22 protein-coding genes and 1 pseudogene are annotated in these 25866 nt (G+C 60.2%); 7 read left to right on the top strand and 16 right to left on the bottom strand.

Going from position 1 to position 25866, the window contains the following annotated elements; translation table 11 throughout:
- Nucleotides 1-68: 68 nt before the first annotated feature.
- The 3 genes from K5R88_RS06250 to K5R88_RS06240 are packed head-to-tail and all read right to left on the bottom strand — an operon-like array spanning nucleotide 69 to nucleotide 1907.
- Nucleotides 69-836, bottom strand: coding sequence for an anti-sigma factor family protein (locus K5R88_RS06250; RefSeq protein ID WP_226299450.1), 768 nt, complete (start codon nucleotides 834-836; stop codon nucleotides 69-71).
- Nucleotides 833-1330 (bottom strand): RNA polymerase sigma factor, encoded by a 498-nt coding sequence (locus K5R88_RS06245; RefSeq protein WP_226300237.1) that lies wholly within the window; start codon nucleotides 1328-1330, stop codon nucleotides 833-835. The genes K5R88_RS06250 and K5R88_RS06245 overlap by 4 nt, the downstream gene beginning before the upstream one ends.
- Before the next feature lie 46 nt (nucleotides 1331-1376).
- Nucleotides 1377-1907, bottom strand: coding sequence for a tetratricopeptide repeat protein (locus tag K5R88_RS06240; protein WP_223449942.1), 531 nt, complete (start codon nucleotides 1905-1907; stop codon nucleotides 1377-1379).
- A gap of 188 nt (nucleotides 1908-2095) precedes the next feature.
- On the opposite strand from K5R88_RS06240, the pseudogene K5R88_RS06235 reads away from it, so the two are divergent.
- Nucleotides 2096-2252 (top strand): annotated as a pseudogene (locus K5R88_RS06235) (class I SAM-dependent methyltransferase); the annotation flags it as partial.
- A gap of 51 nt (nucleotides 2253-2303) precedes the next feature.
- Here the strand turns inward: K5R88_RS06235 and K5R88_RS06230 are convergent.
- The 6 genes from K5R88_RS06230 to K5R88_RS06205 all read right to left on the bottom strand — a co-directional run bounded on the left by K5R88_RS06230 (nucleotide 2304) and on the right by K5R88_RS06205 (nucleotide 9621).
- Nucleotides 2304-3257: a D-2-hydroxyacid dehydrogenase family protein gene (locus K5R88_RS06230; protein WP_008036836.1), complete on the bottom strand. Its 954-nt coding sequence runs from the start codon at nucleotides 3255-3257 to the stop codon at nucleotides 2304-2306.
- A gap of 13 nt (nucleotides 3258-3270) precedes the next feature.
- On the bottom strand, nucleotides 3271-4293 hold the full coding sequence (locus K5R88_RS06225) for an alpha/beta fold hydrolase (RefSeq protein WP_226299449.1): 1023 nt from the start codon (nucleotides 4291-4293) through the stop codon (nucleotides 3271-3273).
- A gap of 84 nt (nucleotides 4294-4377) precedes the next feature.
- Nucleotides 4378-4812, bottom strand: coding sequence for a YqaA family protein (locus K5R88_RS06220; RefSeq protein ID WP_226299448.1), 435 nt, complete (start codon nucleotides 4810-4812; stop codon nucleotides 4378-4380).
- Nucleotides 4812-5261 (bottom strand): DUF411 domain-containing protein, encoded by a 450-nt coding sequence (locus K5R88_RS06215; protein ID WP_226299447.1) that lies wholly within the window; start codon nucleotides 5259-5261, stop codon nucleotides 4812-4814. Before K5R88_RS06215 ends, K5R88_RS06220 begins: the two co-directional genes overlap by 1 nt.
- A 1193-nt stretch (nucleotides 5262-6454) precedes the next feature.
- Nucleotides 6455-8446 carry a methyl-accepting chemotaxis protein gene (locus K5R88_RS06210; protein ID WP_207284396.1) on the bottom strand — a complete coding sequence of 664 codons (1992 nt, stop codon included), beginning with the start codon at nucleotides 8444-8446 and terminating at the stop codon, nucleotides 6455-6457.
- 179 nt (nucleotides 8447-8625) lie between these two features.
- A complete protein-coding gene (locus K5R88_RS06205) occupies nucleotides 8626-9621 on the bottom strand; it encodes an aldo/keto reductase (protein WP_008024806.1) in 996 nt (331 codons plus the stop codon).
- Between the two features lie 118 nt (nucleotides 9622-9739).
- Here K5R88_RS06205 and K5R88_RS06200 point away from each other — a divergent pair, with 118 nt between their 5' ends.
- Nucleotides 9740-10666 carry a LysR family transcriptional regulator gene (locus K5R88_RS06200; protein ID WP_207284394.1) on the top strand — a complete coding sequence of 309 codons (927 nt, stop codon included), beginning with the start codon at nucleotides 9740-9742 and terminating at the stop codon, nucleotides 10664-10666.
- A gap of 6 nt (nucleotides 10667-10672) precedes the next feature.
- Here the strand turns inward: K5R88_RS06200 and K5R88_RS06195 are convergent, their stop codons facing one another.
- Nucleotides 10673-10813, bottom strand: a complete 141-nt coding sequence (locus tag K5R88_RS06195; RefSeq protein WP_008024803.1) for a hypothetical protein — start codon at nucleotides 10811-10813, stop codon at nucleotides 10673-10675.
- A gap of 182 nt (nucleotides 10814-10995) precedes the next feature.
- Between K5R88_RS06195 and K5R88_RS06190 the strand changes: the two genes are divergently transcribed.
- Entirely contained in the window at nucleotides 10996-11184 is a 189-nt protein-coding gene (locus tag K5R88_RS06190) for a hypothetical protein (protein ID WP_008024801.1), read from the top strand.
- A 19-nt stretch (nucleotides 11185-11203) separates the two neighbouring features.
- Here the strand turns inward: K5R88_RS06190 and K5R88_RS06185 are convergent, their stop codons facing one another.
- Nucleotides 11204-11575, bottom strand: coding sequence for a fe2+ zn2+ uptake regulation protein (locus K5R88_RS06185; RefSeq protein ID WP_192227081.1), 372 nt, complete (start codon nucleotides 11573-11575; stop codon nucleotides 11204-11206).
- Nucleotides 11576-11888: 313 nt separating this feature from the next.
- Between K5R88_RS06185 and pvdQ the strand changes: the two genes are divergently transcribed.
- Nucleotides 11889-14237, top strand: coding sequence for a bifunctional acylase PvdQ (gene pvdQ, locus K5R88_RS06180; protein ID WP_226299446.1), 2349 nt, complete (start codon nucleotides 11889-11891; stop codon nucleotides 14235-14237).
- A 55-nt stretch (nucleotides 14238-14292) separates the two neighbouring features.
- On the opposite strand, the gene K5R88_RS06175 is transcribed toward pvdQ, so the two are convergent.
- On the bottom strand, nucleotides 14293-15294 hold the full coding sequence (locus K5R88_RS06175) for a FecR family protein (RefSeq protein WP_226299445.1): 1002 nt from the start codon (nucleotides 15292-15294) through the stop codon (nucleotides 14293-14295).
- A 98-nt stretch (nucleotides 15295-15392) separates the two neighbouring features.
- Complete coding sequence (locus K5R88_RS06170) at nucleotides 15393-20249, bottom strand: dermonecrotic toxin domain-containing protein (RefSeq protein WP_226299444.1); 4857 nt, start codon at nucleotides 20247-20249, stop codon at nucleotides 15393-15395.
- A gap of 183 nt (nucleotides 20250-20432) precedes the next feature.
- On the opposite strand from K5R88_RS06170, the gene K5R88_RS06165 reads away from it, so the two are divergent.
- Nucleotides 20433-21473, top strand: coding sequence for an Ldh family oxidoreductase (locus K5R88_RS06165; protein WP_226299443.1), 1041 nt, complete (start codon nucleotides 20433-20435; stop codon nucleotides 21471-21473).
- Between the two features lie 156 nt (nucleotides 21474-21629).
- On the opposite strand, the gene K5R88_RS06160 is transcribed toward K5R88_RS06165, so the two are convergent.
- Nucleotides 21630-21947: a DUF883 family protein gene (locus K5R88_RS06160; RefSeq protein WP_192227086.1), complete on the bottom strand. Its 318-nt coding sequence runs from the start codon at nucleotides 21945-21947 to the stop codon at nucleotides 21630-21632.
- A 165-nt stretch (nucleotides 21948-22112) separates the two neighbouring features.
- On the opposite strand from K5R88_RS06160, the gene K5R88_RS06155 reads away from it, so the two are divergent.
- A complete protein-coding gene (locus tag K5R88_RS06155) occupies nucleotides 22113-22364 on the top strand; it encodes a hypothetical protein (protein WP_007937833.1) in 252 nt (83 codons plus the stop codon).
- Nucleotides 22365-22372: 8 nt separating this feature from the next.
- Here the strand turns inward: K5R88_RS06155 and K5R88_RS06150 are convergent, their stop codons facing one another.
- The gene (locus K5R88_RS06150) at nucleotides 22373-23281 is read right to left on the bottom strand and encodes a LysR family transcriptional regulator (RefSeq protein ID WP_226299442.1); all 909 of its coding nucleotides are present in this window, start codon (nucleotides 23279-23281) and stop codon (nucleotides 22373-22375) included.
- A gap of 84 nt (nucleotides 23282-23365) precedes the next feature.
- Here K5R88_RS06150 and K5R88_RS06145 point away from each other — a divergent pair, with 84 nt between their 5' ends.
- Entirely contained in the window at nucleotides 23366-24286 is a 921-nt protein-coding gene (locus K5R88_RS06145; protein WP_226299441.1) for a carbon-nitrogen hydrolase family protein, read from the top strand.
- A 106-nt stretch (nucleotides 24287-24392) separates the two neighbouring features.
- Here K5R88_RS06145 and K5R88_RS06140 read toward each other — a convergent pair whose 3' ends face one another.
- Nucleotides 24393-25826 carry a nucleobase:cation symporter-2 family protein gene (locus tag K5R88_RS06140; protein WP_226299440.1) on the bottom strand — a complete coding sequence of 478 codons (1434 nt, stop codon included), beginning with the start codon at nucleotides 25824-25826 and terminating at the stop codon, nucleotides 24393-24395.
- Between the last annotated feature and the right edge of the window lie 40 nt (nucleotides 25827-25866).

The raw sequence follows: 25866 nt of genomic DNA, 5'->3' as shown, positions 1-25866 counted from the left end.
GGCGATGGCGTCCTTGAATTCAACGCAATGTCTGATAGCCCCATCGCCAGCAAGCCGGCTCCTACAGGTCACGCGCTTAGCCGACTGCGCAACACCTTCGCCATCTCCTCCAGCTCCGACGCCGGGTTGTGTCCGATCAGCATCCACGCATGTTCCATGTCCGCCCAATACACCACGTTCATTCCGTGCCGACGCTCGTGGGCGAAGTGGCGACTGCGGCTGTTTGAGCGGGTGACGCACAACGCCATGGGGCCGTGCGCGGGGTCCAGATACGTAATCTGGGCGATGGGCATGCCGTCGTATTCGAGGATTTGTGCGCGTTTGAGCTCAACGCGTGGCAGGCTCAATTGAGCCGGCAAAAGGCGCAGCCCCAGGCGTGCGTCGATGGTGTGCAATTGCGCGCGTTGAGTGGCTTCGTCGCTGGGCAAGTGTTCCAGGGTTTGCGGCACGTACATCGACATGTAGTCCGCCACCAGCCCTCGCCAGCTGGATTTGTGCTGGCTCGCCTGCCAGCCAAGGAACAACCGGTCCGCGAGCACGCCGCTCAACACCAGGCCGGCTGCCGCCGCGAGGAACCGGCGCCGATTTATCGCGGGCCGGGCAGGCGAGGGCAAGGTGTCGAGCATCGCTTGCAGGCGGTCCACGGGCGCCTGTTGCGCCAGTTCGTCGTAGGCGGCCTTGAACGGCAGGCTGCTGCGGGCCAGCCATTGAAGGCGCAGGTTGAGCATCGAGTCTTGGGCGATGACTGCGTCGATGCGGCTGCGCTGATCGCTATCGAGTTGGTCGTCGAGGTAGGCCACCAGTTGCTCGTCCGTAGGCATCGTGTGATCGTTCATCGACGTTCTCCTGTGGAAGGGTTCGACACCGCGTGCAAGGGCGGGTACTCGGCCAGTTTCGCCCGCGCCGCGGCCAGGCGGCTCATGACCGTGCCGATGGGCACGTCCAGGACTTCGGCGACTTCGCGATAGGACAGGCCCTCCACGTAGGCCAGAAATACCGTTTCGCGTTGCGCTTCGGGCAGCGCATCGACGCGCCGAATCACCTGCGTGGCGAGCACGTGAGTTTGCGCGGCGTGTTCACCGTCGAACGACAAGGCGTTGTCGGCATCCACCAGCCCCTGGCCCTGACGCACCCGGCGCGAGCGCACTTCGTTGAGCCAGATCGAATGCAGAATGCTCAGCAGCCAGCGGTCCAGGCGGCTGCCGGGGACAAATTGCCCGGCACACTCCAGCGCCCGCACGCAGGTGGCCTGCACCAGGTCTTCGGCGACATGCCGCTGCCGGGACAGCAGCAGGCCGTAGCGCCATAACCGCGCCAGGTGCTGGCCCAGCTCTGCCCGTATTGCCTGATCGCTGGCGATGGCGACCTCCGTCCTGTCAGGTTTTCGATGAATCGTTAATGGCTTCAGCCAGGTCCTGGTACTCCTCGCAGGTGCTGCCGCAGATCGATTTTATCTGCTGCAACTGCTCCTGGGCGAGATCCAGCCGACCCTTGATCACATAAGCCTCGCCGAGGTACTCGCGGACTTGCGCGTATTGCGGGTCGAGTTTGACCGATTGCAGGTAGTAACCGATGCCCTCGTCGGTGCGCCCCAGTTTACGCGTAGCGTAGCCGCGATAGTTGAGCGCCTTGGCGGTGTCGGGTTCTTTCAGCGTGTCGAGCAGTGCCAGGGCTTCCTCGTAGCGACCGTCCTTTGCCAGCCGATAGGCGTAATCGGTGCGGTCGGCATCGGATACCTCGCCGCTGGTCTGCCTCACGCATTTTTGCGACCTGGAGTCGAAGACCTGGCCTTTCGGGCAGTTGGGCCTGGCCGGTGCGTCATCGTCACCATTGGCCAATGCAAGGGTAGCGGACAACGCAAAGGCGAGTAGTAGCTGAACGGTAAAAACAGTAAGACGGGTATTCATGGATGATCTCCACTGGTTTATTCGTTTCAGTTCAACCACGCCCCGGCAACATGCAACGCAAGGTGTTATCCCGCAGGCCGAAATGATGAGTCTTCGCTGTCATGAACACCGCAGGGTGAACAATTATTCATTTCTTTCGGGCAGTCTTTTCGAGGCACGCGCGCACAGGTTCGTGGTCGATCTGGGTGTCCACCCGTTTTGTCGCGGCTTTATCCGCGCAGGAACGGGCGAAGGTGGATGGGCAAATTCGCGGGCTGATCGCCGCTGAGCCCGAATTGCGGGGGCAAGGACGTGGTGACGGTGCCTTATGTGACGGCGGCGTTTGTCGCGATGAAGGCCAGTTAGATTTGTAGTGCGTTCATCGCCGGCTGGCCGGCGATGAACGATGACCGGGTCTCAGCTGAGCAACCGGATCGGCTCTCCAGCTGACCAGGCCTGAATGTCCTCGATCATCTGCGAAAAGAACTGATGGTAATTCTGCTGGCTGACGTACCCGACATGCGGCGTCGCCAGCACATTCTCCAGCGTCCTGAACGGGTGATGAGCGGGCAAGGGTTCCTGCTCGAACACGTCCAGCGCCGCACCGGCCAGCCGTCGTTTTTGCAGTGCCTTGATCAGCGCTGCCTCATCGACAATCGGCCCGCGAGCTGTGTTGACCAGCAGTGCGGTGGGTTTCATCCAGTCCAGCGCTTGCGCGTCGACCAAGCCGCGACTGCGGTCGCTGAGCACCAGATGCACCGACAACACGTCGGCCTGTTCGAACAACGCCTGCTTGCTGACGTAGGTCACGCCCACTTCGGCGGCGCGTTCGGCTGTGAGGTTTTCGCTCCAGGCGATTACCCGCATGCCGAACACCTGGCCGAACTGGGCGACTCGCTGGCCAATGCTGCCCAAACCGAGAATCGCCAGGGTCTTGCCGTGCAGGTCACCCCCCAGGCCTTGTTGCCATTTACCTGCACGCAGGGCGTTGGCTTCCACGACCAGGTTGCGGGTGGCGGCCATGATCAGCGCCCAGGTCAGTTCCGGCGCGGCGTGTTTGTAACTGTCGGTGCCGCTGACCTGAATGCCAAGCGCGGCAGCGGCTTTCAGGTCGAGGGCGGCGTTGCGCATGCCGCCGGTGACCAGCAGTTTGAGGGTCGGTAGCCGACGCAGCAGGTCTTCATCGAAGCGGGTGCGCTCGCGCATTACGCAGATCACTTCAAACCCGGCCAGCCGTGCTGCCAGCGTTTCGTTATCCGCCGGATAGTCATGGATGAAACTCACCTGGCCGATGGCGTCCAGCGCCGACCAGTCAACCACCTGCCGCGCCACATCCTGCCAGTCATCGAGTACCGCAATCTGCACAGCCATCCGCCTTACCTCATCAATGAACGGGGTTGGAATTGTTCAGCCAGGCGAGCAGGGCCTGGTGGAATTTTGCCGGTTCTTCCATTTGCGGCGCGTGGCCCATGCCGGGGAATTCGACCAGCGTCGAGTGAGGAATCAGTTTCGCCACCTGTTTGCCGAGTACGTCGTAGTGACCGATTTTCGCTTTGACCTCGGGTGAGGCGATGTCCTTGTTGATGGCCGTGGAGTCGGCAGTGCCGATCAGCAACAGCGTCGGCACCTTCAGGTCCTTGAATTCGTAGTACACCGGCTGGGTGAAGATCATGTCGTAAATCAGTGCCGAGTTCCACGCCACCCGGGTTTTGCCCGGGCCTTTGGCCATGCCCGCGTACATGTTTACCCAGCGGTCGAATTCGGGTTTCCAGCGGCCGTCGTAATAAGTGTTGCGCTGATAGTCGTGAATGCCCTGCGCCGTCACCTTGAGCTCACGCTCGTACCATTGATCCACCGTGCGATACGGCACGCCGAGGGCTTTCCAGTCTTCAAGACCGATTGGGTTGACCATCGCCAGTTGTTCGACCTGCTCGGGATATTGCAGCGCATAGCGGGTGGCGAGCATGCCGCCCGTGGAATGCCCGAGCAGGCTGGCTTTCTGGATACCGAGGGCTTTGAGCAGTTGTTGGGTGTTGGCCGCCAGTTGCTGGAAGGTGTACTGATAATTGTCCGGTTTGCTGGAGGTGCAGAAACCGATCTGGTCCGGCGCGATGACCCGGTAACCGGCGTCGCTCAAGGCCTTGATCGACGTGTCCCAGGTTGCGCCGCAGAAATTCTTGCCATGCATCAGCACGATGCTGCGCCCGTTGGCCTTGCCGTGCGCGGCGACGTCCATGTAGCCCATTTGCAGTGACTGGCCCTGGGATTCAAAGGCGAAATGCTTGAGCGTATAGGGGTATTCGAAGCCTTGCAGTTCGGGGCCATATTCCGGGCCGTCGGCCGCGATGGCCGGCAGTGCGGCGGTCAGCAGCAGGCTCGGAAGCCAGCGGGAGCGTGCGAGGGGCATGGGTGGACTCCAGAGGAAATCGGCGATGCTGGATCGGCATGATTAGGGCGGCATTAAGCACAGGCCATCGCGGCGGGTGATGGTTCAATCGATCCAGCCCAAAGTCGCCAGGGCCAGCACGCCGTAACGGGCGCCTTTGGCGAGCGTCACGATCAGCAGGAAGCGCCCCAGCGGTTCGCGCATGACGCCGGCGACCAGCGTCAGGGGATCACCGATGACAGGCACCCAACTCAACAGCAACGACCAATGACCGTAGCGCTGATAATGAATGCGGGCCTTGTCCAGATGGCGTGGGCTGACCGGAAACCAGCGCCGGTCGCGAAACCGCTCGATACCGCGACCCAACCACCAGTTCAGCAGCGAGCCGAGCACGTTGCCCAGCGTCGCAACTGCCAGCAGCGACCAGAGCCAGTACTGCTCGCTGAGCAACAGCCCCACCAGGACCGCTTCGGACTGCAACGGCAGCAGGGTCGCCGCACCGAATGCGGCGAAAAACAGCCCGATGTACGCCGCAGACATCAATGGGCGGCGGGGTAGTCCGCCACCACCACGTCAGCGCCGTCCTTTTTCAGGCCGATCACCTGATAGGCGTCGCTCATGCCGTCCATTTCCATGCCGGGCGAACCCATCGGCATGCCGGGCGCGGCCACGCCCAATAGATCGTCACGCTTGGTCAAGGCCAGCACCTGATCGGCCGGGACATGGCCTTCGACGAATTTGCCATTGATCAAACCGGTGTGGCAGGACGCCAGGCGTGGCGGCACGCCGTGCTGTTGCTTGAATTCGCTCATGTTGGCTTCGACGTGATCCTCGACCTTGAAGCCATTGGCCTCCAGGTGGCTGATCCACTTTTTGCAGCAGCCGCAGTTGGCGTCGCGGTGGACCTCGATGGGGATGAGGTCGGCGGCCTGGGCCAGGAACGAAATGAACAGGGCGCTCAGGGCGACCAGACGCAGATGGGTTCGCATGGAGGGATCTCGACTCGGATGGCGGTCAAAAAAAGAGGCATTTTGACTACTTTAGCCGGTTAAGAGCGACGAGATTGTTTCGAATTAATGCTGGGGTTGTGAGGGATTCTGGGTTGCACGGGGTTTGGTTGGTGTACATATCCATTGGTTTGGTGATGGCTGATATGGGTTTCGCCCTTACGGCGAGTCACTTGGAGAAGCGCCAAGTAACCAAGCGCTTTTGCCCCTTTCGTTCGGTGGCTCGCTAAGGCTCGCCATGCCCTCGCTCCGGTCCTGCTCCGTGGGCCCGCCGCCATCGGCCATCCATGGCCGGGGGCGGCTAACCCGGCATCCATGCCGGGTTGCCCACTGCGCAGAACCTGCGCTCGGCCTCTCGAGGGGGCGTGTACCTCAAAAGCCAGATCAAAAGCTGAAGGCGAGCTAACGCTCGGCCTGATGAGTGGTGAAGATCAAAAGCGCACACCGATCCCTGTAGGAGCCGGCTTGCTGGCGATAGCGGTGGGTCATCCAGCATATTTGTTGACTGGACGGATGCCATCGTCGGAACGCCGCCCGCAGCAAGCCGGCTCCTACAGTTGATCGTATTTATCCAAATGCATATGCATTTCCCTTGTAGGAGCCAGCTTGCTGGCGATGGACGTCAACGATAACGCGTGCTGTCTGAATGAACGCGTCGCCTAGACGCTTTTCGCCGGCAAGCCGGCTCCTACAGTTGATCGTATTTATCCAAATGCATATGCATTTCCCTTGTAGGAGCCAGCTTGCTGGCGATGGACGCCAACGATAACGCGGGCTGTCTGAATGAGCGCGTTGTCCGGTCGTTTTTCGCGGGCAAGCCTCGCTCCTACAGGGAATCGCGTTTGCTTTTGCTTCTCACCACTCATCAGGCCGAGCGTTAGCTCGCCTTCAGCTTTTGATCTGAGCGCCCCCTCGAGAGGCCGAGTGGAGGTTCTGCGTAGTGGGCAACCCGGCATGGATGCCGGGTTAGCCGCCCCCGGCCATGGATGGCCGATGGCGGCGGGCCCACGGAGCAGGACCGGAGCGAGGGGACCCTGAGCCTAAGCGAAGGGCCGAACGAAAGGGGCAAGAGCCCTTGGTTACTTGGGGCTTTTCCAAGTGACTCGCCGTAAGGGCGAAACCCATATCAGCCATCACCAAAACAATGGATATGCACACAAAAGCCTTACAGCCAATCAGCGGACTTTGAACCGCCCCATAATCGCACTCACGCGGCTATTGGCTTCCAGCAACTGCCGGGTATTGAGCTCACTGGCCTGACCGCTTTTCACCAGTTCATCCACCATGTGGCGGATCTGCACCATGCTGCGGTTGATCTCCTCCGTCACCGCACTTTGCTGTTCGGCGGCCGTGGCGATCTGAGTGCTGAGGCTATTGATGTGGCTGACGGAACCGGCCATTTCGTCCAGCCCGGTATTGACCCGCGCCGTGGCATCGGCCGCTGACTGGCAGCTGGCCTGGGTGTTTTCCATGGCGCTGACCGACGAACTGACGCCTTGGGTCAGGCGCGTGAGCATCTCGTTGATTTCCGAGGTGCTGGCCTGGGTGCGGGCGGCGAGGGCGCGGACTTCGTCGGCCACCACCGCAAAACCGCGACCTTGCTCACCGGCACGTGCCGCTTCAATGGCCGCGTTAAGGGCCAGCAGGTTGGTCTGGCCGGCGATGGCGCCGATCACCCCGAGGATTTCGGTGATGCGCTGGGCGTCTTGCTGCATGCTTTCGACTTTATGGGTGGCGCTGGCCACTTCGTCGATCAACGCAATCACACTGCTGGACGCTTCGCCCACCACGACCCGCGAACGGTCGGCGTTTTCGTTGGCGCGTTGAGTGAAAGCAGCGGTTTCAGCCGCGTTCTGCGCCACGCTTTCGGCAGTCGAACTCATTTCGGTAATGGCGGTGACGGTCTGATCGGTTTCCGAAGCGTGGCGCACCAGAATCTGGCTGGTATGCGCAGAGGTGCGTTGCAGGTTGTCGAGGCTGGAGGCCATGGCGCCCGTGGCCTGGGTGACTTCGCCGATCATGTTTTGCAGGTAAGCGATGAACGCGTTGACCGAGTGGCCAATGGCGCCCAGCTCGTCTTCGGCACGAATGGTGATGCGTTTGGTCAGGTCGGCGTCACCGGCGGACAGTGCGTCGATATTGGCCTTCAGGGCTTTCATGCGCTGGATCAGTTGGCGGATCGCATAGATTTGCAGCAGCACCAGCAGGATCACCATCGGGATTTGCAGCAGGCTCAGTGTGCTGAGCACATCGTCGCGCTGCGCGGTGATCAGCTTGGTCGGCAGGGCGGTGGCGAGGAACCACGGCGTGCCTTCGATAGGGCGCATGAAGAAGGTGCTGGCTTCGCCTTTGTTGTCGAACTCGACGCGCTGCGCCTGATCACGGTTTTGCAGGCCGGCCTTCACCTGGCTGGCGAAAGGTGAGTTGCCGGCCAGTTCGCTGATGTTCTTCAGTACGATCGGTCCGCTGATGCGCGAGCTGTTGCTGATGATCTTGCCGTCGGCCTCGACGATGAGCATTTCGGCACCGAGGTCTTTTTCCTTGCGCGCCACCAGCTCGTTGAAAAAACCCAGGGTCACGTCGATGGTCGACACGCCGTAGGCGGCGCCGTTTTTCTGGATCGCCATGGCGCAGTTGGTGCGCGGCTCGGCGCTGGCGTCATCTTTATAGGCCGCTGCCCAGGCGCATTGCCCGCGCGGGGTTTGCATGCCGCCCTTGTACCAGCTCTGGTCGTAATAGTTAGGCGCGGCGTCGCTGTTCCAGAAGGTATTGACCGCCAGTTTGCCCGAGGCATCGCGATGCCAGAACGTGCTGAACTTGTTGCGTCCTGCTTCACGCTGGCCGGGCAGGGGCCAGATGCCGCCACCGAAGACTTTCAGTTCGCCGTACTGATCGACCAGCCCCGGCAGGACCGTGTCGATGGCGGCGCTGTCGAGCAGGGGGATGGTCTGGGTGATACTGCGCTGTTGCGCCTGAACCTTGTTCAGTTCGCCCTGGATTTGTTCGGCGACTTCGGCGATGCGATTGAGCGCGACTTGTTCTTCGGTGTGGCGCAGCTTTGGCGCGACCAGTTGGCTGATGCCAACCACGGTGAGAATGGACAGCAGCAGAATGAACAGGACCAGAAACAGCGTGTAGCGAGCCTGAATAGTGCGGAATGCGGGCATGGGGCCGGGTCCTTTTGAGCAGCGATCTTATTGTGGGTATCGGTATGAAACTGGACGCTTCAAAGGGCTATCGGCTGGCTCAAGTCGAGCTTTAGGTACGATCGTGCTAGAACGGAGGGAGGTGACGGACGGCGGGATTGCGCCGGCCCGTTCAGACAATTGAACGGGCCGAACGCAGATTAACGGTCGAGCAACTTCAGGATTTCTTCCGGGTAACGCAAGCCGGCGGTGGCATTCGCCGGGAAGATCGCTTCCAGCGCGTGCAACTCTTCGCGGCCAAGTTTGATTTCCAGCGCTGCCACGTTTTCTTCCAGGTATTTACGCTGTTTGGTCCCGGGGATCGGGATCACGTAATCACCCTGGGCCAGCACCCACGCCAACGCGAGTTGACCCGCCGTCACGCCTTTTTCCGCTGCCAGGTCCTGCACTTGCCGCACCAGCAACAGGTTTTTCGCGAAGTTGTCACCCTGAAAACGCGGGCTGAACCGACGGTAGTCGTCCGCCGCAAAATCGTCCGGGCTTTTCAGTGCGCCCGTCAGAAAGCCCCGACCCAGCGGGCTGTAAGGGACAAAGGCAATGCCCAGTCGCTGGCACGCGGCCAGGCAGCCGTTGTCTTCCTGATCCCGGCTCCATAACGAATATTCGCTTTGCAGCGCGCTGATCGGATGAACCTGGTGCGCCCGCTCCAGCGTTGCGGCCGAGGCCTCGCTCAAGCCCAGGTAACGCACTTTGCCGGCCTTGACCAGTTCGGCCATGGCGCCGACGGTTTCCTCGATGGCCACTTGCGGGTCGATGCGGTGCTGGTAGTACAAGTCGAGGGTTTCGACGCCGAGCCGCTTGAGGGTGCCATCGATAGAGGCGCGTATGTATTCCGGGCGTCCGTCGACCCCTCGGGCGGACGGGTTCGCCGGATCGCGGACGATGCCGAACTTGCTCGCCAGGAACACTTGATCACGCTTGCCGGCGATGGCTTTGCCGATCAGCTCTTCGTTGGTGTGCGGGCCGTACATGTCGGCGGTGTCGAGCAGGTTGATGCCCAGCTCCAGTGCGCGATGCAGGGTGGCCGTGGCTTCCCGGGTGTCCGTGCCGGTGGTGTAGAAATCGGTCATGCCCATGCAGCCCAGACCGATCGCGCTGACCTGCGGACCGTTTTTACCCAATTGACGTGTTTGCATGAAATCAGCTCCCTGTGAATGTGGATCCCATTGTTAACCTCGACAGAATCCAGATAAACCAGCTAAAACTGCTATCACTATTAGTAATTTCTAAATAATCAGCCGGTACGACAGCACAATGGATCGATTCAACGCCATGCGCGTATTCACCCGGATCGTCGAGCTGGGAGGCTTTGCCAAAGCGGCTGACAGCCTGCAATTGCCCCGCGCCTCGGTGACCATTCTGATCAAACAGCTGGAGGCGCATCTGGGCGTGCAGTTGCTGCAACGCACCACGCGGCAGATCAGCCTGACGCTCGACGGCGCGGCCTACTACCCGCGTTGCGTGCGTTTGCTGGCGGATCTGGAGGAAACCGAAGCGGTGTTCTCCGCCGCGCGTCAAAACCCCAAGGGCTTATTGCGCGTGGACATGCCGGCGGGGGTGGGGCGACTGATCGTGATCCCGGCCTTGCCGCAGTTCACGGCCCGTTATCCCTTGATCGAGCTGGAAATCGGTTTGAATGACCGGCCCGTGGACCTGATTCGCGAAGGCGTCGATTGCGTGCTCCGGGGCGGTTCGTCACTGGACGACTCTCTGGTGGCGCGGCCGCTGGTCATGCTGGATCAGGTCACCTGCGCCAGCCCCGGTTATCTGCAACGCCACGGAACGCCGCAGTGTCTGGCCGATCTGGAGGGGCATGAAATGGTGGAGTACGTTTCCAGTCACAGCGGCAAACGTTTTGGGCTGGAGTTTGTGGTCGATGGCCAGATACAACCGATCAATCTGTCCAAACATGTGGCGGTCAACAGTGCCGACGGTTATCTGGCGGCGTGTGAGGCGGGGTATGGATTGGTCCAGACCCCGTACTATCACGTAGCCAGGCAATTGAAGGAGGGCAATCTGGTCGAGGTGCTGAGGGAAGTGCCGCCACCGGGGATGCCGTTGGCGGCGCTCTATCCTCCTCACCGTCAGCTGTCGCGGCGGGTACGGGTGTTTGTCGACTGGATGGTTGAGCTTTGCGCGCAGCCGGGAAATGGCTTTGTCAAAGAGCATTCAGGCCGCTGAAAAATCCTAACGGTGTTGGTAGTAACCCGGTCCGCCACGGCCGTCGTAATGGTGGCCGCCGTGCCATCCGCCGTGGGGGAAAATAATGCAGCCGCTCAGGGAAAGTATGGCCAGCAGGGGAATCAGCAGTGTGATTCGACGGAACATTTCAAAATCCTCATGGTTATCGCCGCTATGAAGCCAAAAGGCTTCATCGGCTGTAACATGAGACCCCGTTTGCAGCGCCCCATCCCCGGAAAACGGTAGTGGCTTGGCATGCATTCGGATACAAACCCGATACATTTTCAGGTTCGCCTTACGTTTTAGCTTTTTGTTTAAGGAAAAGGGCAATGACCCAGTCGCAACGTTTGAAATACTCGATTCTGATCTCCCTGGTGGTGCTGGGGATCATGTTTGGCCTTTCGTATTTGCAGAATGCCGGGGTCATCAGCGAAAAACTGTTCCAGTACATCGCTATTGGCGTGGCGGTGATCGTGGTGGTGATCAATGGCGTGATGCGTCGCAAGGTCAAGCCCTGAGCGACGCACCACGGGCAGGTTATTCGCCGTGCAATGCGGCGAACGCCTGCGGGTGCAAGCTGTAGCTTTTGTCCGGGTTCAGGGTGATCACGCCTTCGCTGCACAAGCGTTTCAACACTTCGCGCACACTGAGAAAGGACAGCGGAATATCCAGGTCCAGCAGGTGACTGTGGACGCCGCGCACACCCAGGCTGCGATCGCTTTCGGCGGCGGTCAGCAAGGCGTCGATGACTTTCAGGCGGATCAGGCTGGTGCGCAGGCCGAAGCTCTTGAGCAGTACCCGGATCCGTTCGTTGCTGTGTCGTTCAGTACGCGGATTGAACAGGCCCGAGCCCATGGAAGTGCCCATTGGCGCAGTGCTACCGTCCGTTGGCAGTTGCGAGTTGTACATGCAAAATCTCCTTTTCAGAGCCTGAACCGGAAAGATGTGTTGGGTGCTCTTACTCAATAAGACGTACGAGCCACCCAAATCATGAAGGATCAGATGTAGAAATTTTGTTGCCATCACGTCAGAAGCTTGTAAACCCCCGCAGAAACGCCCTCCAGCGGCCTAAATTTTTGTCATGGATTTCGTTCCTGTAGGAGCGAGGCTTGCCCGCGAAGAGGGGGGATCAGTCAACACTTATGTTGGCCAGGACTCCTTCTTCGCGGGCAAGCCTCGCTCCTACAAGGGCTATTTGCGTGCATTTGGATCAGGAGCGAGTGTGATTATTACCAGGCAGTTAACCCGATTGAGCCTTGCCGCCGTGTTGGTGGGCTTGAGTCTTGCGGCACACGCGCGCAGCCAGCCGGATGCTTCGGCGACGGCCGATATCCGCCGGACCAGCTTCGGCGTGCCGCATATTCGTGCCGACAACGAACGTGGCCTCGGCTACGGCATCGGCTACGCGTACGCGCAGGACAATCTGTGCCTGCTGGCCAATGAGATCACCACGGTGAACGGCGAGCGTTCACGTTATTTCGGCCCGGAGCAGTTCACGGTCGAAGAGCGCGAAAATCAGGTCAGCGACGTGTTTTTCAACTGGTTGAATACGCCGCAAGCGGTCGCTGCGTTCTGGCAGGCGCAGACCCCGGAAGTCCGCGACCTCATTGAAGGGTATGTGGCGGGTTACAACCGCTCGCTGGCGGAACGTCGCGCACAAGGCTTGCCGCAGCAATGCCAGGGCGAATGGGTGCGGGACATCACCGCGCAGGACCTGGTCAAGTTGACGCGGCGCCTGTTGGTGGAAGGCGGCGTCGGGCAGTTTGCCGAAGCGCTGGCCGGTGCCACGCCGCCCAAAACGGTCGCGCAGAATACGCAGGCCTCGGCGCAGTTCCAGCTAGCCGCTGCGCGCATTCAACGCTTCGCGCTGGATCGCGGCAGCAACGCAGTCGCGGTGGGCAGTGAGCGCTCCTTCAATGGCCGTGGCATGTTGTTGGCCAATCCGCATTTTCCGTGGGTCGGCGGGATGCGCTTCTATCAGATGCACCTGACCATCCCCGGTAAACTCGATGTGATGGGCGCCGCGCTGCCCGGTCTGCCGATGATCAACATCGGCTTCAATCAACACCTGGCCTGGACCCACACCGTGGACTCGTCCAAGCATTTCACCCTGTATCGCCTGCAACTCGATCCGAAGGACCCGACCCGCTATTTGCTCGACGGCAAATCGCTGCCGATGAAGCAGCAGACCGTGACCGTTAAGGTGAAACAGCCTGACGGACAGACCCGGGCGGTCTCTCGCGTGATCTACAGCTCGCAATTCGGCCCAATCGTGCAATGGCCGGGAAAACTGGACTGGGATAACCAGTTCGCCTACAGCCTGCGCGATGCCAACCTCGATAACGACCGGGTGTTGCAGCAGTGGTACGCGATGAATCGTGCGGTCAGCCTCAAGGAATTGCAGGCATCGGTTCACAAGATCCAGGGCATCCCGTGGGTCAACACCCTGGCGGCGGACGATCAGGGGCAGACGCTGTACATGAACCTGTCGGTGGTGCCGAACGTCAGTGTCGACAAACTGGCCGCGTGCAGCGATCCACGGGCCGGGTTGCAGATGATCGTGCTCGACGGTTCCAACAGCGCCTGTGCCTGGGACATCGACCCGGCGGCGGCGCAAAAAGGCATTTATGCCTCGGACACATTACCGCAGCTGTTGCGCAAGGACTTTGTGCAGCACTCCAACGATTCGGCGTGGATGGCCAACCCGGCACAACCGCTCACCGGTTTCTCGCCACTGATCAGCCAGGACAGCCAGCCGTTGGGCCTGCGCTCACGTTTTGCGCTGGATCGCCTGGGCACACTGAACAAGGCTGGCCCGATTGCTGCCGCTGATCTGCAACAGATGGTGATGGACGATCAGGTGTACCAGGCGACTCAAGTGATGCCGGATTTGTTGAAATTCTGCGCTGAAGACCTGGGCGCCGACGCGCCGACGCTCACACCGCTGTGTGCCAGTCTGAAGGCCTGGGACCGCAGCGCGAATCTCGACAGCGGCGTGGGGTTTGTACATTTCCAGAATGTCATGGAAGCGCTGCAGGAAGCGCCCGATGTCTGGCGTGTGGTGTTTGATCCGAAAGACCCGCAACACACGCCTCGCGGCCTGGCGGTCGAGCGGGCGGAAGTTGCCAAGGTTGTGCGCGAGGCGATGCTGGCGTCGGTGGAATCGGTCAACACATCGGGGCTCAAGACGGACAGCCGCTGGGGCGATATCCAGGTGGTCAGCAGCGGTGGCCAGCAGACGCCGATTCACGGCGGACCGGGCACTCTGGGCGTGTATAACGCGATTCAGAGCGTGCCGAGAACCGACGGCAAACGCGAAGTGGTCAGTGGCACCAGCTATTTGCAAGTGGTGACGTTCGACGACAAGGGACCGCAGGCCAATGGGCTGTTGGCGTTTTCGTTGTCCAGCGACCCGGCCTCGAAGCACGCCAACGACCAGACACTGGCCTTCTCGAAGAAACAGTTGAGTGTGTTGCCGTTCACCGAACAGCAGATCACTTCGGACCCGCAGTACCAGGCACTGACAATTCGCGAGCAGGATGAAAAAGCCGCGAAGGTGGCCAAACAGTAAATCGAACAGAGTTTGTGTTCAGAAAGAAGGCCGCACCCCGCAAGGGTTGCGGCCTTCAGCTTTTAGGCGGTTGCTGCGGCATGGAGTTGAGGACCGGATTGCCGTCCTTGTTGCGGGTCAGGTAGACCGGCAACACCTTGGGCAGCGTCGCCACAAGGCTGTTGAGTTCCTTGATGTTGTAGATGCCACCGAGGCGGATTGAGCCGGTGCTGCTGTCGGCGACCATCACCGGGGTGTTCAGGTAGCGATTGATCAATGGCAGGGCTTCGGACAACGCCAGGTTATCGAGCACCAGTTTGCCGTGACGCCAGGCCAGCGAGCTGTCGTTAGCGTAGGTCTGGCTGATCTGCGGCGTGAAGTCGCCGTGTTTGTAGCGCGCCTGCATCGATGGCTCAAGCCGCAGGCCATCACCTGGCAGGTCATTGTTGCTGCTGACCAGAACCGAACCTTCGATCAGGTTGACGCGCACCTGATCCTCGTACATCCAGACATTGAACTGGGTGCCGGTGACCCGGATTCTGCCTTCTGCCGCCCGAACGATAAACGGGTGGTTCGTGTCGTGGCTGACTTTGAAGAAGGCTTCGCCTTTTTCCAGTCTGACGCGGCGCTGATCCTTGTAATTGCTGTAGGTCAGCTCGGTGCCAAGGTTCAGTTCGACCTGGCTGCCATCGCTCAGTGTGACCTGACGGACCGTATTGCTGGCTTCGAAATGCTGGTACGAGTTGGGAATCCAGCCCAGGCTCCACCCGCTAAAAGCCGCCAGTGGCAACGCCAGGGCACACACGGCGGCAGCGATGCCGAACGTGCGCCAAGGCGTTGTGGGTTGGAGGCGAGCGACGGGCATGACGGCTTCGGGACGAGGCAAATCTCCCGCGACATCCCAAATCTCCAGCATGGCCTCGTACTCGAACGCATGCATTGGATCAGCGTCAAGCCACTGTTTGAATGCCTGCCGTTCCTCGGCCGTGCAGTCGGTGGCGTGCAGACGCATGCACCAGTGCGCAGCGGCATCGGTGATGGCGTCATATTGGGCTTGCGAGAGAGGGGTGTCGGTCATTGACTCATCCTGATTTCCTGCATTCTAACCTTGAGGGCAGTCTGCGAGAACAGCCGTCATGGCATTTACCCATCAAACGGCTGTTTATTTTCTGGAGTCTAAGGTGTATTGACGTGTAGCTCGCGTCCGAGATGACTGATCAACCAGGCCACGCTGTCGGCATTTCCAAGTTGCACCGCCAGCCGCCTCAGTGAGTCTTTTTTGAAGGTCTCGCGAGCACCGCTCAGGTTGTCTGCGCCGGTCAACGTCAAAATTTGGGCTTTTACCCGGTCAGTATTTTCATAAGTCGTACTTCCTGGGTCTTCCCATACGCCGGTGTCGGCATCCTGGGTCATGAACAATTGTGTGTAAGGTGTCTTGAGTGACAGTGCTGTGTCCTGAGCATCGGTCAATGCATTCTTGAGATCAGTGGCGGTCGCGCTGGCCGTGCCGATCAGGTCGGCGAAAGGTCTGCCAGGGTCAAGGTAGGAAATGTCCTCGGTATTACAAACAAGGTGTGAAAGCTCATGCAGGAGCGTTATCGCCCGGGCATGCGTGTGGATCGGGAAGGCCGTGTTGGTTAGATATTGGCGGTAATGCTCGAAACCGGGATCGAAGAATTTTTCTGCCAGATAGATTTTCTTCTCGGTGTCATTCGGGACGGTGAGGCCGAATGTACTGTCGGCGCCATCGTTTACCCGGCCGACGACAAAACGATCGGACTTGGCTTTTCTGAGCGTAGGGTCCAACAACGCGGTAAACATGTCGCCCACGACCTTTTCAAGTTTTTCCACATGCGCTGGCAACACCTCCGGCACATCAAGGAAACGCTTGATGAGTTGATGCGCGGGGGTGTTCGTGTTTTCGGCGTTCTTCAGCAATTGCAGGTTTTGAAAACTGTTCCAGGCATAGCTCGTTGCCTGGTCCAGCGCTTGGTCGATCTGCCGAGCCTTGTGCGGGTAAAAACGTCGTATCTGCCGCATTCCATGGGCGTCGATGTTCATGCCGTCCCAAGCCGCTGCCAGAGCATCCAGCCGACGGATAAGGCCGAACTGCGGCTTCGGTGTATCCCGGTCGAGCACCCATTGTTTCGATTCGTTTTGCCGCAGATAAGGGCCGAGCGTCTGTGTGTCGGCGATGCGCCAGCGGGTGCCGCGTTTGGTCACCGGAAACACTTTGCCTTCCACCGGCCCGTAAAGTTGCTTGGTCGTCGGGTGCGCGTAGAGCCCGGGCGTTGAGTCGGGCTTGAGCGAACCCAGGTCGATGTGGAGGCTTTCATGACGCTTCAAGCCTGTGCGCTCGGGGGCGGTCACCTTGATGTCCTGCCATTTGCAGCGGGCATCGGTTTTTTCCGGTGGCGGTTCGGCTGGCGTGGAAGTCGGCGGTGCGTGAGTGTCCAGCGATTGGCGCAACGAAGCGAGTTGAGCAATGCCGCTGATGAATTCTCTGATGGCCGCGCCCCATTTGTGCGTCTGCAGGTCTTCGGCGGATTGTTTGATGTCAAGGTAGCTGTGGTACACCGTGACAGGGTAGGCGAGCTTGCCCATGAAAAATGAATACGCCTCGTGCAGGTCCTCGCCCAGAACATGCTTGATGGTTGCCCATGCACTCTGCTTTTGGTTATCGGACTGACAACCGAGCAAGCGGCCCAACAACGCGGCATTGTCATTGAACAAGTGCCCGAACAGGTGCCCCTTGATCGGGTTGGACGCCAGCTTGACGTCGGCATCGGTATTGTCCGTTGCCACAGGTGCGGCTCTTGTAGCCCGGTTACTGCGCGTTGCCATTCGGGTTTCGAGCAAGATCCGCTCGGGTTGCGGCAGGTTCATGAGCACCCAGTCGAGCAGTGCGCCGCGCGTCTTCAGTTCTGCCAGCAGCTGGGTTTCGCTTTGGTATTCCTTGATCCCGTGCCGTGGACTGTGAGGGGCGACAAGCACCTGCGGCGCCGTGCGGTCGGCCGATGAGCCGATCAGGTAGACGCCCGGCACTTTGACGGTTTGTCCGCTCCTGACACCGAGCAACTCCAGGGGCCGGATGATCGCGTGGGCGCCATCGACGGCTGCACGGGCGATGGCGTCTGGCATGTCCATGACCTGGCGGATCAGATCAAACCCGGTTTCGCTCAGGCGCTCCTGCAGTTTTTCAACGTGGGCGTGGTGCATCAGTTGCCAGGGCAGTTGCGTGTAAAAACGTTGCCTGCGATCCGCGTTTGCCACGGTGTCGGCAAGGGCTGCGCTGAGTATTTTCTGCTGATGTTCGCCCGGTTTCAGGTTGCGTATCAGGTCTTTGATGTAGCGTTCGTCCATGCCCGCCGGAATGACCGTGGTGTCCAGCGACGTCAATTTGAGCGAGACAGTGTCCAGGTCCTTGAGGTGAGCCAACGCAAAATCGGTCAGGGTCTGTTTGCTGGACGCAGACCAGGGGCTGGCGCTGATCTCGACCTGGACCTTGTCCGGATTGATGTTGAACGTGTCGGCCTTGAGTTGTTGTTCCAGTTCATGGTGGGCGGTTTGCTTCAATGATCGGATGCCGGTGAGGTAGTCCTCGTCGTCTTTGACGTTGTGCAGATATTGCTGAAGCAATTCGCCATGCAGGATCAAGTCTTTGATCGGCGCCTTGGCCAGCCAGGCCGGCAGTTTTTGCTGGGTGATCAGGGACTGGGCAATGTCGCTCGCGCGACTTAGCCCGGTCATCGGCTCACGCAGGGCCACCAGGTTCAGCAGACTGGCCAGCGGCGCGGGGGAGAGCGGGGTGGTCAGCGCGCGGGTGACGAAGGTCTGGTCCAGATCAACAAAGGGCCTTTGCACACTGTCGAGAAAATGCCCATGGACCTGTTGCAGTGGCGCCAGTGTGTAGGCCCTGCCTGGCAATCGCTCGCTACGACCGAGGTTTTCCAGAAGCATGGAACGATGATTCTTGTCTTTAAGGCGTCGTTCGAGCTCTTCCTTTAGCGGCGTCAGTGCCTTGAAGGCTTCAAATCCCAGTGCCGGCGTCCACAGAATGGCCTTGCCCGAGTGCAGCGGATCCAGGCCGCCGCGTTCAGTCAGGACAAAACAGCTGGCCAGTTTCAGTGGGGTTGCCGCGGTGCCGGCCTTCAACGCCAGGGAAAAGACCTCCGGTAAAAAGCCGTTCAATGCCGCTCGGTCCGCGCTTGTAGGCGTATCGAGAACGGTTTTGATGATCGCCTGTTCCGCCGCACCCAGGGTGCGCGAGACGGCGCGAAGCTTCAATTCACTGCGCAGTGCCGTTGACAGTGTGTGGGTAAAACTCGATTTCAAACCTGCCAATGATGAACTGACGAGGCTTTGCGCCGCGGCGAACGTGCGGGTTGTTGTGGGAATGACCGGGTGTTTTTCAAGGACTTGATCAAGCGCCTGTTCGACCGAGCTCAGCAGCGACAGCTCCTGTTTGGCCGACTCGGCGCGCACGGTGGCCGGCCGCGCATTCACGCCATGGTCCGGTCGAGTGCTCCAGCGTCCCACGGCTTCAGGCAGCAGCAAGCGGGGATCGATCAATGCCCGGACGTCCAGGGCATTGTCGAGCAAGGCATGAGGGTCCAGCGTGCCTTCGCTTTCACGGTAACGGCTCAAGGCATGGCTGAGGTTTTGCCGTTGTTTATCAATGATGTCAGTCATCACGCTTGCAAACACCGGGCCGACGATGGGTTCACCGACGATCACCCGATCGTTCAGTACCAGTCCAAGAAACGTGCAGCGTTCGTTCAATGACATGAACTTGAGCAGCGTGTCTTCATGCTCTGCGCTGTTGAGCATTTGCAGGGCGATTTTTTTCACTGCTGGCAGGTTGCTTGTGGCCTCGATGCCGCGGGACGGGCTGTACAGGAAACCCAGCGTGTTCGCGCCGCCGATCATCAAGGTCGAGGCAAGCTCTGCGAATTGTTTGAAGGGGGCGGTGAACCGCACTTTTTCGATGCGAAGGGGATCGACCGTGGCCGGGGGGAGGCTCACATTCATCAGCCGCAGGTATTGCTCTGTCGTCAAAGTGCCCTGCTGGTGCTGGTTTAACAGCCTCGCGTGAAAAGTGTCTTGCAGGCCCTCGGTGAAAAAAGCCCGGCGCGACAATCCATTGCTCATGAGCGAGTCCCAGAACGTCTCGAGCAGGCTATGCAGGTGAGGCGTAAAACCTTGCGCGATTTTTTTTACCGCGCTTTCCCAGGTCTGGTTATCGGCATTGCTGCTGGTGGCGTGCTCGGGATGGGTAAACACCCTGGAGGCGCCCGTCGGCCACTGATTCGTCAGGTAAAAATGCAGGAGGGCCTCGCTCAGTGACATCGTTGCAATCCCATGGGGCGTTCCACGTTGATCAAACGCAGATCCCGTACTGACAAAGCTGTTCAGCCGCGTCAGACGCTGGTCCAGTTTGGGGAATGGCTTGGACAACGCGTGTTTGAGGAGGTCGTCCAGCATTGATTGCAAGGTGGGCATCTTGACCAACTCGTCCGCCATCGCCTTGAGGTTTTGTTCCCGCTGTTGCTTGAGCGTGAGTTCCTGATCTTCAAATACCGCGCCTTCGATTTCGCGAGTGGAGATATCGAGTGCAGCGGCGGCGGCCAAGGGCAGGCGTTGTTCGATGGAGTGGAAGCGCAGCAGTTCACTTTTTTCAGTGGCCTGTGCCAGCCATTCTTTGAGTTTGTTTTTGAGGTCGGCCATGCCCGCGAATTTGATCAAGCCTTTGCACGGTGTGAAGAGCGTGACCGCGCCATTATCGGGTCGGCTCATGGCAAAGGCGCCGGCCAAAGGAATGCCGGCCTTGCCGGGCAAAGACAGCAGCAACTGGAAGGCCTGCATCGGTTTTTCATGGGTTTTGCGGGCTGCCTGGGTCGGCTTGTAAACCGTGTTCAACCAGTTCAGATCGTCCAGGGTAAAGCCCAGCGCGGTTTCCCGTTCGCCGAGTAACCCGGCAGTGGATGCAGCCAAGGCTTCGTCAAAAAAATACGGCAGTGCAGGTGTCGTCATGATGTTTCCTCGATGGACTGCGACGGTGTTCAGCGCAGTTCGTTGGGTCGAGGGGCAACAATAGGGGGCGGGAAAAGGCGGGGTGCGGTACATATTGCTTGCGCGAGAGACTTGACAGGAAGCCGGTAAAAAAGCGCTTAATCGACCTGTCGCCCGCCTCTAAAAATAACACTGGAGCTTCAGATGACCGCTTCGCCTGAAATGGCAGTCAGTTCGGCCAACTCGACCCTGGATTTTGATTCTCTCGTCCTTTTGCTCGAACGCATTTTCGTTCGTCACGGCACCTCCGCCGAAGTCGCCAGGGCACTGGCCCTCAACTGCGCCGGTGCCGAACGTGATGGCGCCCACAGTCATGGCGTGTTCCGCATTCCCGGTTACGTGTCGACGCTGAAAAGCGGCTGGGTCAATGGCCAGGCCTTGCCGGTGGTTGAAGACGTGGCGTCGGGTTTTGTCCGGGTCGACGCCGGCAATGGCTTCGCCCAACCGGCGCTCGCCGCCGCACGTTCCTTGCTGGTAGAGAAGGCCCGCAGCGCCGGGATCGCGGTGTTGGCGATTCGCAATTCCCATCACTTCGCGGCGTTGTGGCCGGACGTCGAGCCGTTCGCCTATGAAGGGCTGGTGGCGTTGAGCGTGGTCAACAGCATGACCTGCGTGGTGCCGCACGGCGCCGATCGCCCGCTGTTCGGTACCAACCCGATTGCCTTCGCCGCACCGCGCGCGGACGGTGATCCGATAGTCTTCGACCTGGCCACCAGCGCCATCGCCCATGGCGATGTGCAGATCGCCGCACGCAAGGGTGAGCGCTTGCCCGCGGGCATGGGCGTGGACGGCCTCGGTCAGCCGACCCAGGACCCGAAAGCGATTCTGGAGGGTGGGGCGTTGCTGCCGTTTGGCGGGCACAAAGGTTCGGCGTTGTCGATGATGGTGGAGCTGTTGGCGGCGGCGTTGACCGGCGGCAATTTTTCCTTCGAATTCGACTGGAAAAACCACCCTGGCGCCAAGACGCCATGGACCGGCCAACTGTTGATCGTGATCGATCCGAGCAAGGCCGCCGGGCAGAGTTTTGCTGAGCGCAGCCAGGAACTGGTGCGGCAGATGCACGGTGTGGGGCTCAAACGGTTGCCGGGTGATCGCCGCCATCATCAGCGCGCCAAGTCCAACGCTGATGGTATTCAGCTGGATGCGGATACGCTGGCGAATCTGCGCGAATTGGCTGGTCTCTAAATTCGAAACCGAGTTGGCCGAACTCTAACGTCGAAACACGGACTGTGTAGGAGCCGGCTTGCTGGCGATGGCGTCCTTGAGATCGCTATCGCCAGCAAGCCGGCTCCTACATTAAATTGCGTTTAGCCAACGTCAGCGTGACAAAGGCGCGGCCGGTTAGCGTCGGCCCAGCAACAACCCGACAACCAAACCGAAACCGGCGGAAATCGCCACGGTTTGCCACGGATGACCGCCGATATAGATTTCTGTCGCTTCGACCGCAGGCAGGGTCCGGTCACGAACGCGGGTTACCGAGTCCCGCGCCTGCTGGAGTTTCTGGGCGATTTGCCCACGGAGCGTGTCCGCTTCCTCACCGACCAGCGAGGCACTGCTTTTCAGCAATTTTTCCGACTCTTCGATCAGCGCCTGAAGCTCGCTGAACGCTTGATCCTTGATTTGGTCTTCGGCGGCTTGTGCGGCGGTTTTCCGAGCCATTGGGATACTCCTTGCAGGTGAGTGGGCAGTGAACAATGGAGTCTGCGGCGATTGAAAAAGTTGCAGCGATTTTACCTGCGCAGGCCCTACTGTAGAAAAATCCTGCGCAGGACATTTCTTCCTACAGTGTAAGATGTCGCCTATTTACGCAGCAGGTAACTCCCCATGAGCTTCAATCTGGCCGACAAACCCCTTGCCGAGCGCGCAGCGCTTGAAGACGAGAAATCCCGTCTGTTCGAACTCTGGCAGAACAACCTGGGCAAAGCCAAAGGCGAGGCCGCACGCTTGTTCGGCGAACGCGCCAAGCGCAAAGGCAAATGGGCCGAGTGGGTCCGTTCCGAACTCGACGGCATGTCGCCTCCGGAATTCGCCAACATGGTGCGCAGTGAAGTCAATCGGTTGATGGCGGCCAAATAAGGCCGGCCTCACGCAAAAATCGCGACAATCGCCTCACGCACTTTCAACACCACCGGATCGAGCTGCGTGCTGGTACGCCAGCCCAGTTCGATCGGGTAACGCGGCAATGCCAACGGGCAGGGCAGCAGCGTCAACCCGCTGAGCGCGGCGATGCTTCGGGCGGCATGCGCCGGGATGGTCGCCACCGCCTGACTGCCCTTGAGCAGATGCGGTAACGCTGCGAAATGCGTGGTCGAAGCGCATACCCGCCGGCTCAGGCCCAACGCGGCCAACCCTTCGTCGGTGATCCCGATAAAACCACCCGATGACACCAGAATATGTTCACGGGTGACGAACTCCTCAAGGTCGATGGTTTGTTGTCCCGCGGCCAGACTCTTCGGGTCAACCAGACACAGATAATCGCCTTCCCCCAATACCTGACGACTCAGCAACCGTTCGGCAAACCCGCCGGCCGTGATCGCCAGGTCGATGCTGCGCTCCATCAACGCGTGGGCGACGATCTGGCTGTGGGTCTGGCGGAAGATCAGCCGTAACTTCGGCGCGCAACGGGCGATCTCTTCGATCAAGCGGCGGCCGTAGGCAATTTCGAAATCATCCGACATGCCCACCGTGACCGAACGGCCTTCATAGTGATGGGCGGCCGGATCGACCATCGCCAGGCTTTGTCGGCATTTGTTCAGCGCGTCGCTGACCACCGGTTTCAACTGATTGGCCTTGAGCGTCGGCGCCAGGCCTCGGCCGGTGCGCACAAACAATTGATCGCCATACACCTCGCGCAGTCGGCGCAACGCCGCGCTGACCGCCGACTGTGTGACGCCCAGACGCAGCGCTGCACGGCTGGCGCTGGACTCTTCATGCAAGGCTTCGAAGACTTTGAGCAGGTTGAGATCGACGGTGGCGATATTCATGGTGTTCATATCATTCAGCAGCGAACGGGGCTTTATTCATGATCCGGTAGCGCCTGAGAATGAGCAACACCCGATTCGAATGGAGTTACTGCAATGCCCAAGTCAATCGTTGCTGCACTGCAAATCGGCGCACTGCCCGGCGGCAAGGCCGAGACCCTGGAGCAAATCCTCTCTTACGAAAACGCCATCCTTGAAGCCGGCGCGGCGCTGGTGGTCATGCCCGAAGCGTTGCTCGGTGGTTACCCGAAAGGCGAGGGGTTCGGCACGCAACTGGGTTATCGACTGCCGGAAGGTCGAGAAGCATTTGCCCGGTATTTCGCCAACGCCATCGACGTCCCGGGCGTAGAAACCGAAGCGCTGGCCGGGTTGTCGGCGCGCACCGGGGCCAATCTGGTGATTGGCGTCATTGAGCGCGCCGGCAGCACCTTGTATTGCACCGCGTTGTATTTCGATCCGCAGGCCGGACTGGTCGCCAAACACCGAAAACTGATGCCCACGGGCACCGAACGGCTGATCTGGGGCAAGGGTGATGGCTCGACGTTACCGGTGATCGACAGCCAGGTCGGGCGGATCGGCGCGGTGGTGTGCTGGGAAAACATGATGCCGCTGCTGCGCACCGCCATGTACGCCAAGGGTGTGGAGGTGTGGTGCGCACCCACGGTGGACGAGCGGGAGATGTGGCAGGTGAGCATGCGCCACATCGCCCATGAAGGGCGCTGCTTTGTGGTCAGTGCCTGTCAGGTTCAGGACTCGCCGCAAGCCCTGGGCGTGGAGATCGCCAACTGGCCGGCAGACCGACCGTTGATTGCCGGCGGCAGCGTAATTGTCGGGCCGCTGGGCGACATTCTGGCCGGGCCGCTGCGCGGCGAGCGCGGCCTGCTCACCGCCGAAATCGACACACACGACCTGATCCGCGCGCGTTACGACTACGACGTCGTCGGCCATTACGCGCGACCGGACGTGTTCGAGTTGACCGTGGATGAACGGGCCAAACCCGGTGTCCGCTTCCTCTGACACACCACCCCCTGTAGGAGCCAGCTTGCTGGCGATGGCGGCCGAATAATCAACGCAAGTCTCACGGCCGCCATCGCCGGCAAGCCGGCTCCTACAGAACGGCGGGTTAGCCTTTGGCCGGGACATCCGGGTTTTCCATGACCTGGAGGATCGAGGCTTCCGGATCGAAATCGTCTTCTTCCAGCTCGATGAATTCCTCAGGCAGGAAGATGTTCAGCACGATAGCGCACAACGCGCCGACGGTAATCGGCGATTCAAAGATGTTATGCAGCGCCTTGGGCAACTCGCGCAACACCTCCGGCACGGCCGCCACACCCAGGCCCATGCCGAGGGAAATCGCCACGATCAGCATGTTGCGCCGATGCAGGCCGGCTTCGGCGAGGATCTTGATCCCGGCCACTGCAACGGTGCCGAACATCACCAGTTCAGCGCCGCCGAGCACCGGTTTCGGCATCAGTTGCAGCACCGCGCCGATCATCGGGAACAGCCCCAGCACCACCAGCAGGCCGGCAATGAAAAACGCCACGTAGCGGCTGGCCACGCCGGTCAGTTGAATCACGCCGTTGTTCTGCGCGAAGGTCACCATCGGCATGCTGTTGAACACTGCCGCCATGGCCGAGTTGAGGCCGTCGGCGAGCAGGCCGGATTTGATCCGGCGAATGTAGATCGGGCCTTTGACCGGCTGCCGGGAAATCATCGAGTTGGCTGTCAGGTCACCGGCCGCCTCCAGCGGCGACACGAGGAAAATCACCGCCACCGGCACGAACGCCACCCAGTCGAAGTTGAAACCGTACTTGAACGGCACCGGCACGCTCATCAGCGGTACGTCGGGCATGCTGGCGAAATCCACGTGGCCCATGAGCCACGCCACGACATAACCGAGGGTCAGGCCGATCACGATGGCGCCGAGGCGCAGGAACGGCACATCAACACGGTTCAGCACCACGATGGTGCCCAGCACCAACGCAGCCAACGCGAGGTGACTGGCGGCGCCGAGATCCGTCGCGCCGAAGCCGCCGGCGATGTCGGTCATGGCGACTTTGATCAGCGACAACCCCATCAGCGTGATGATCGTCCCGGTTACCACCGGCGTGATCAGCATCCGCAGTTTGCCGATGAACTGGCTCAACACCACTTCGATGAACGCGGCGAAAAAGCACACGCCAAAGATTGTCGAAAGGATTTCATCAGTGCCGCCGCCGCGGGCCTTGACCATGAAACCGGCGCTGAGGATCACGCTGATAAACGAGAAACTGGTGCCTTGCAGACACAGCAAACCGGAACCGATCGGGCCGAACTTGCGCGCCTGGACGAAGGTGCCCAACCCCGAGACAAACAGCGCCATGCTGATCAGATAGGGGATTTCGCTTTGCAGGCCGAGGGCGCTGCCCATGATCAGGGTCGGGGTGATGATGCCGACGAAGCTGGCGAGTACGTGTTGCAGGGCGGCGAAGACGGTGGCGGTCAGATGAGGGCGGTCGTCGAGGCCGTAGATCAGGTCGTTGTGGCGCGGGGCAGGGGCTTTTTCAGAGGCGGTCATGGTGGTTTGCGTGCCGAAAGGCGGGCCGGGTCAGAAAATG

It is taken from the genome of Pseudomonas sp. MM213 (assembly GCF_020423045.1).
GTDB classification, from domain to species: domain Bacteria; phylum Pseudomonadota; class Gammaproteobacteria; order Pseudomonadales; family Pseudomonadaceae; genus Aquipseudomonas; species Aquipseudomonas migulae.
The sequence above is the reverse complement of the archived record's forward strand: the minus strand, read 5'-3'. Positions and strand labels throughout refer to the sequence as shown.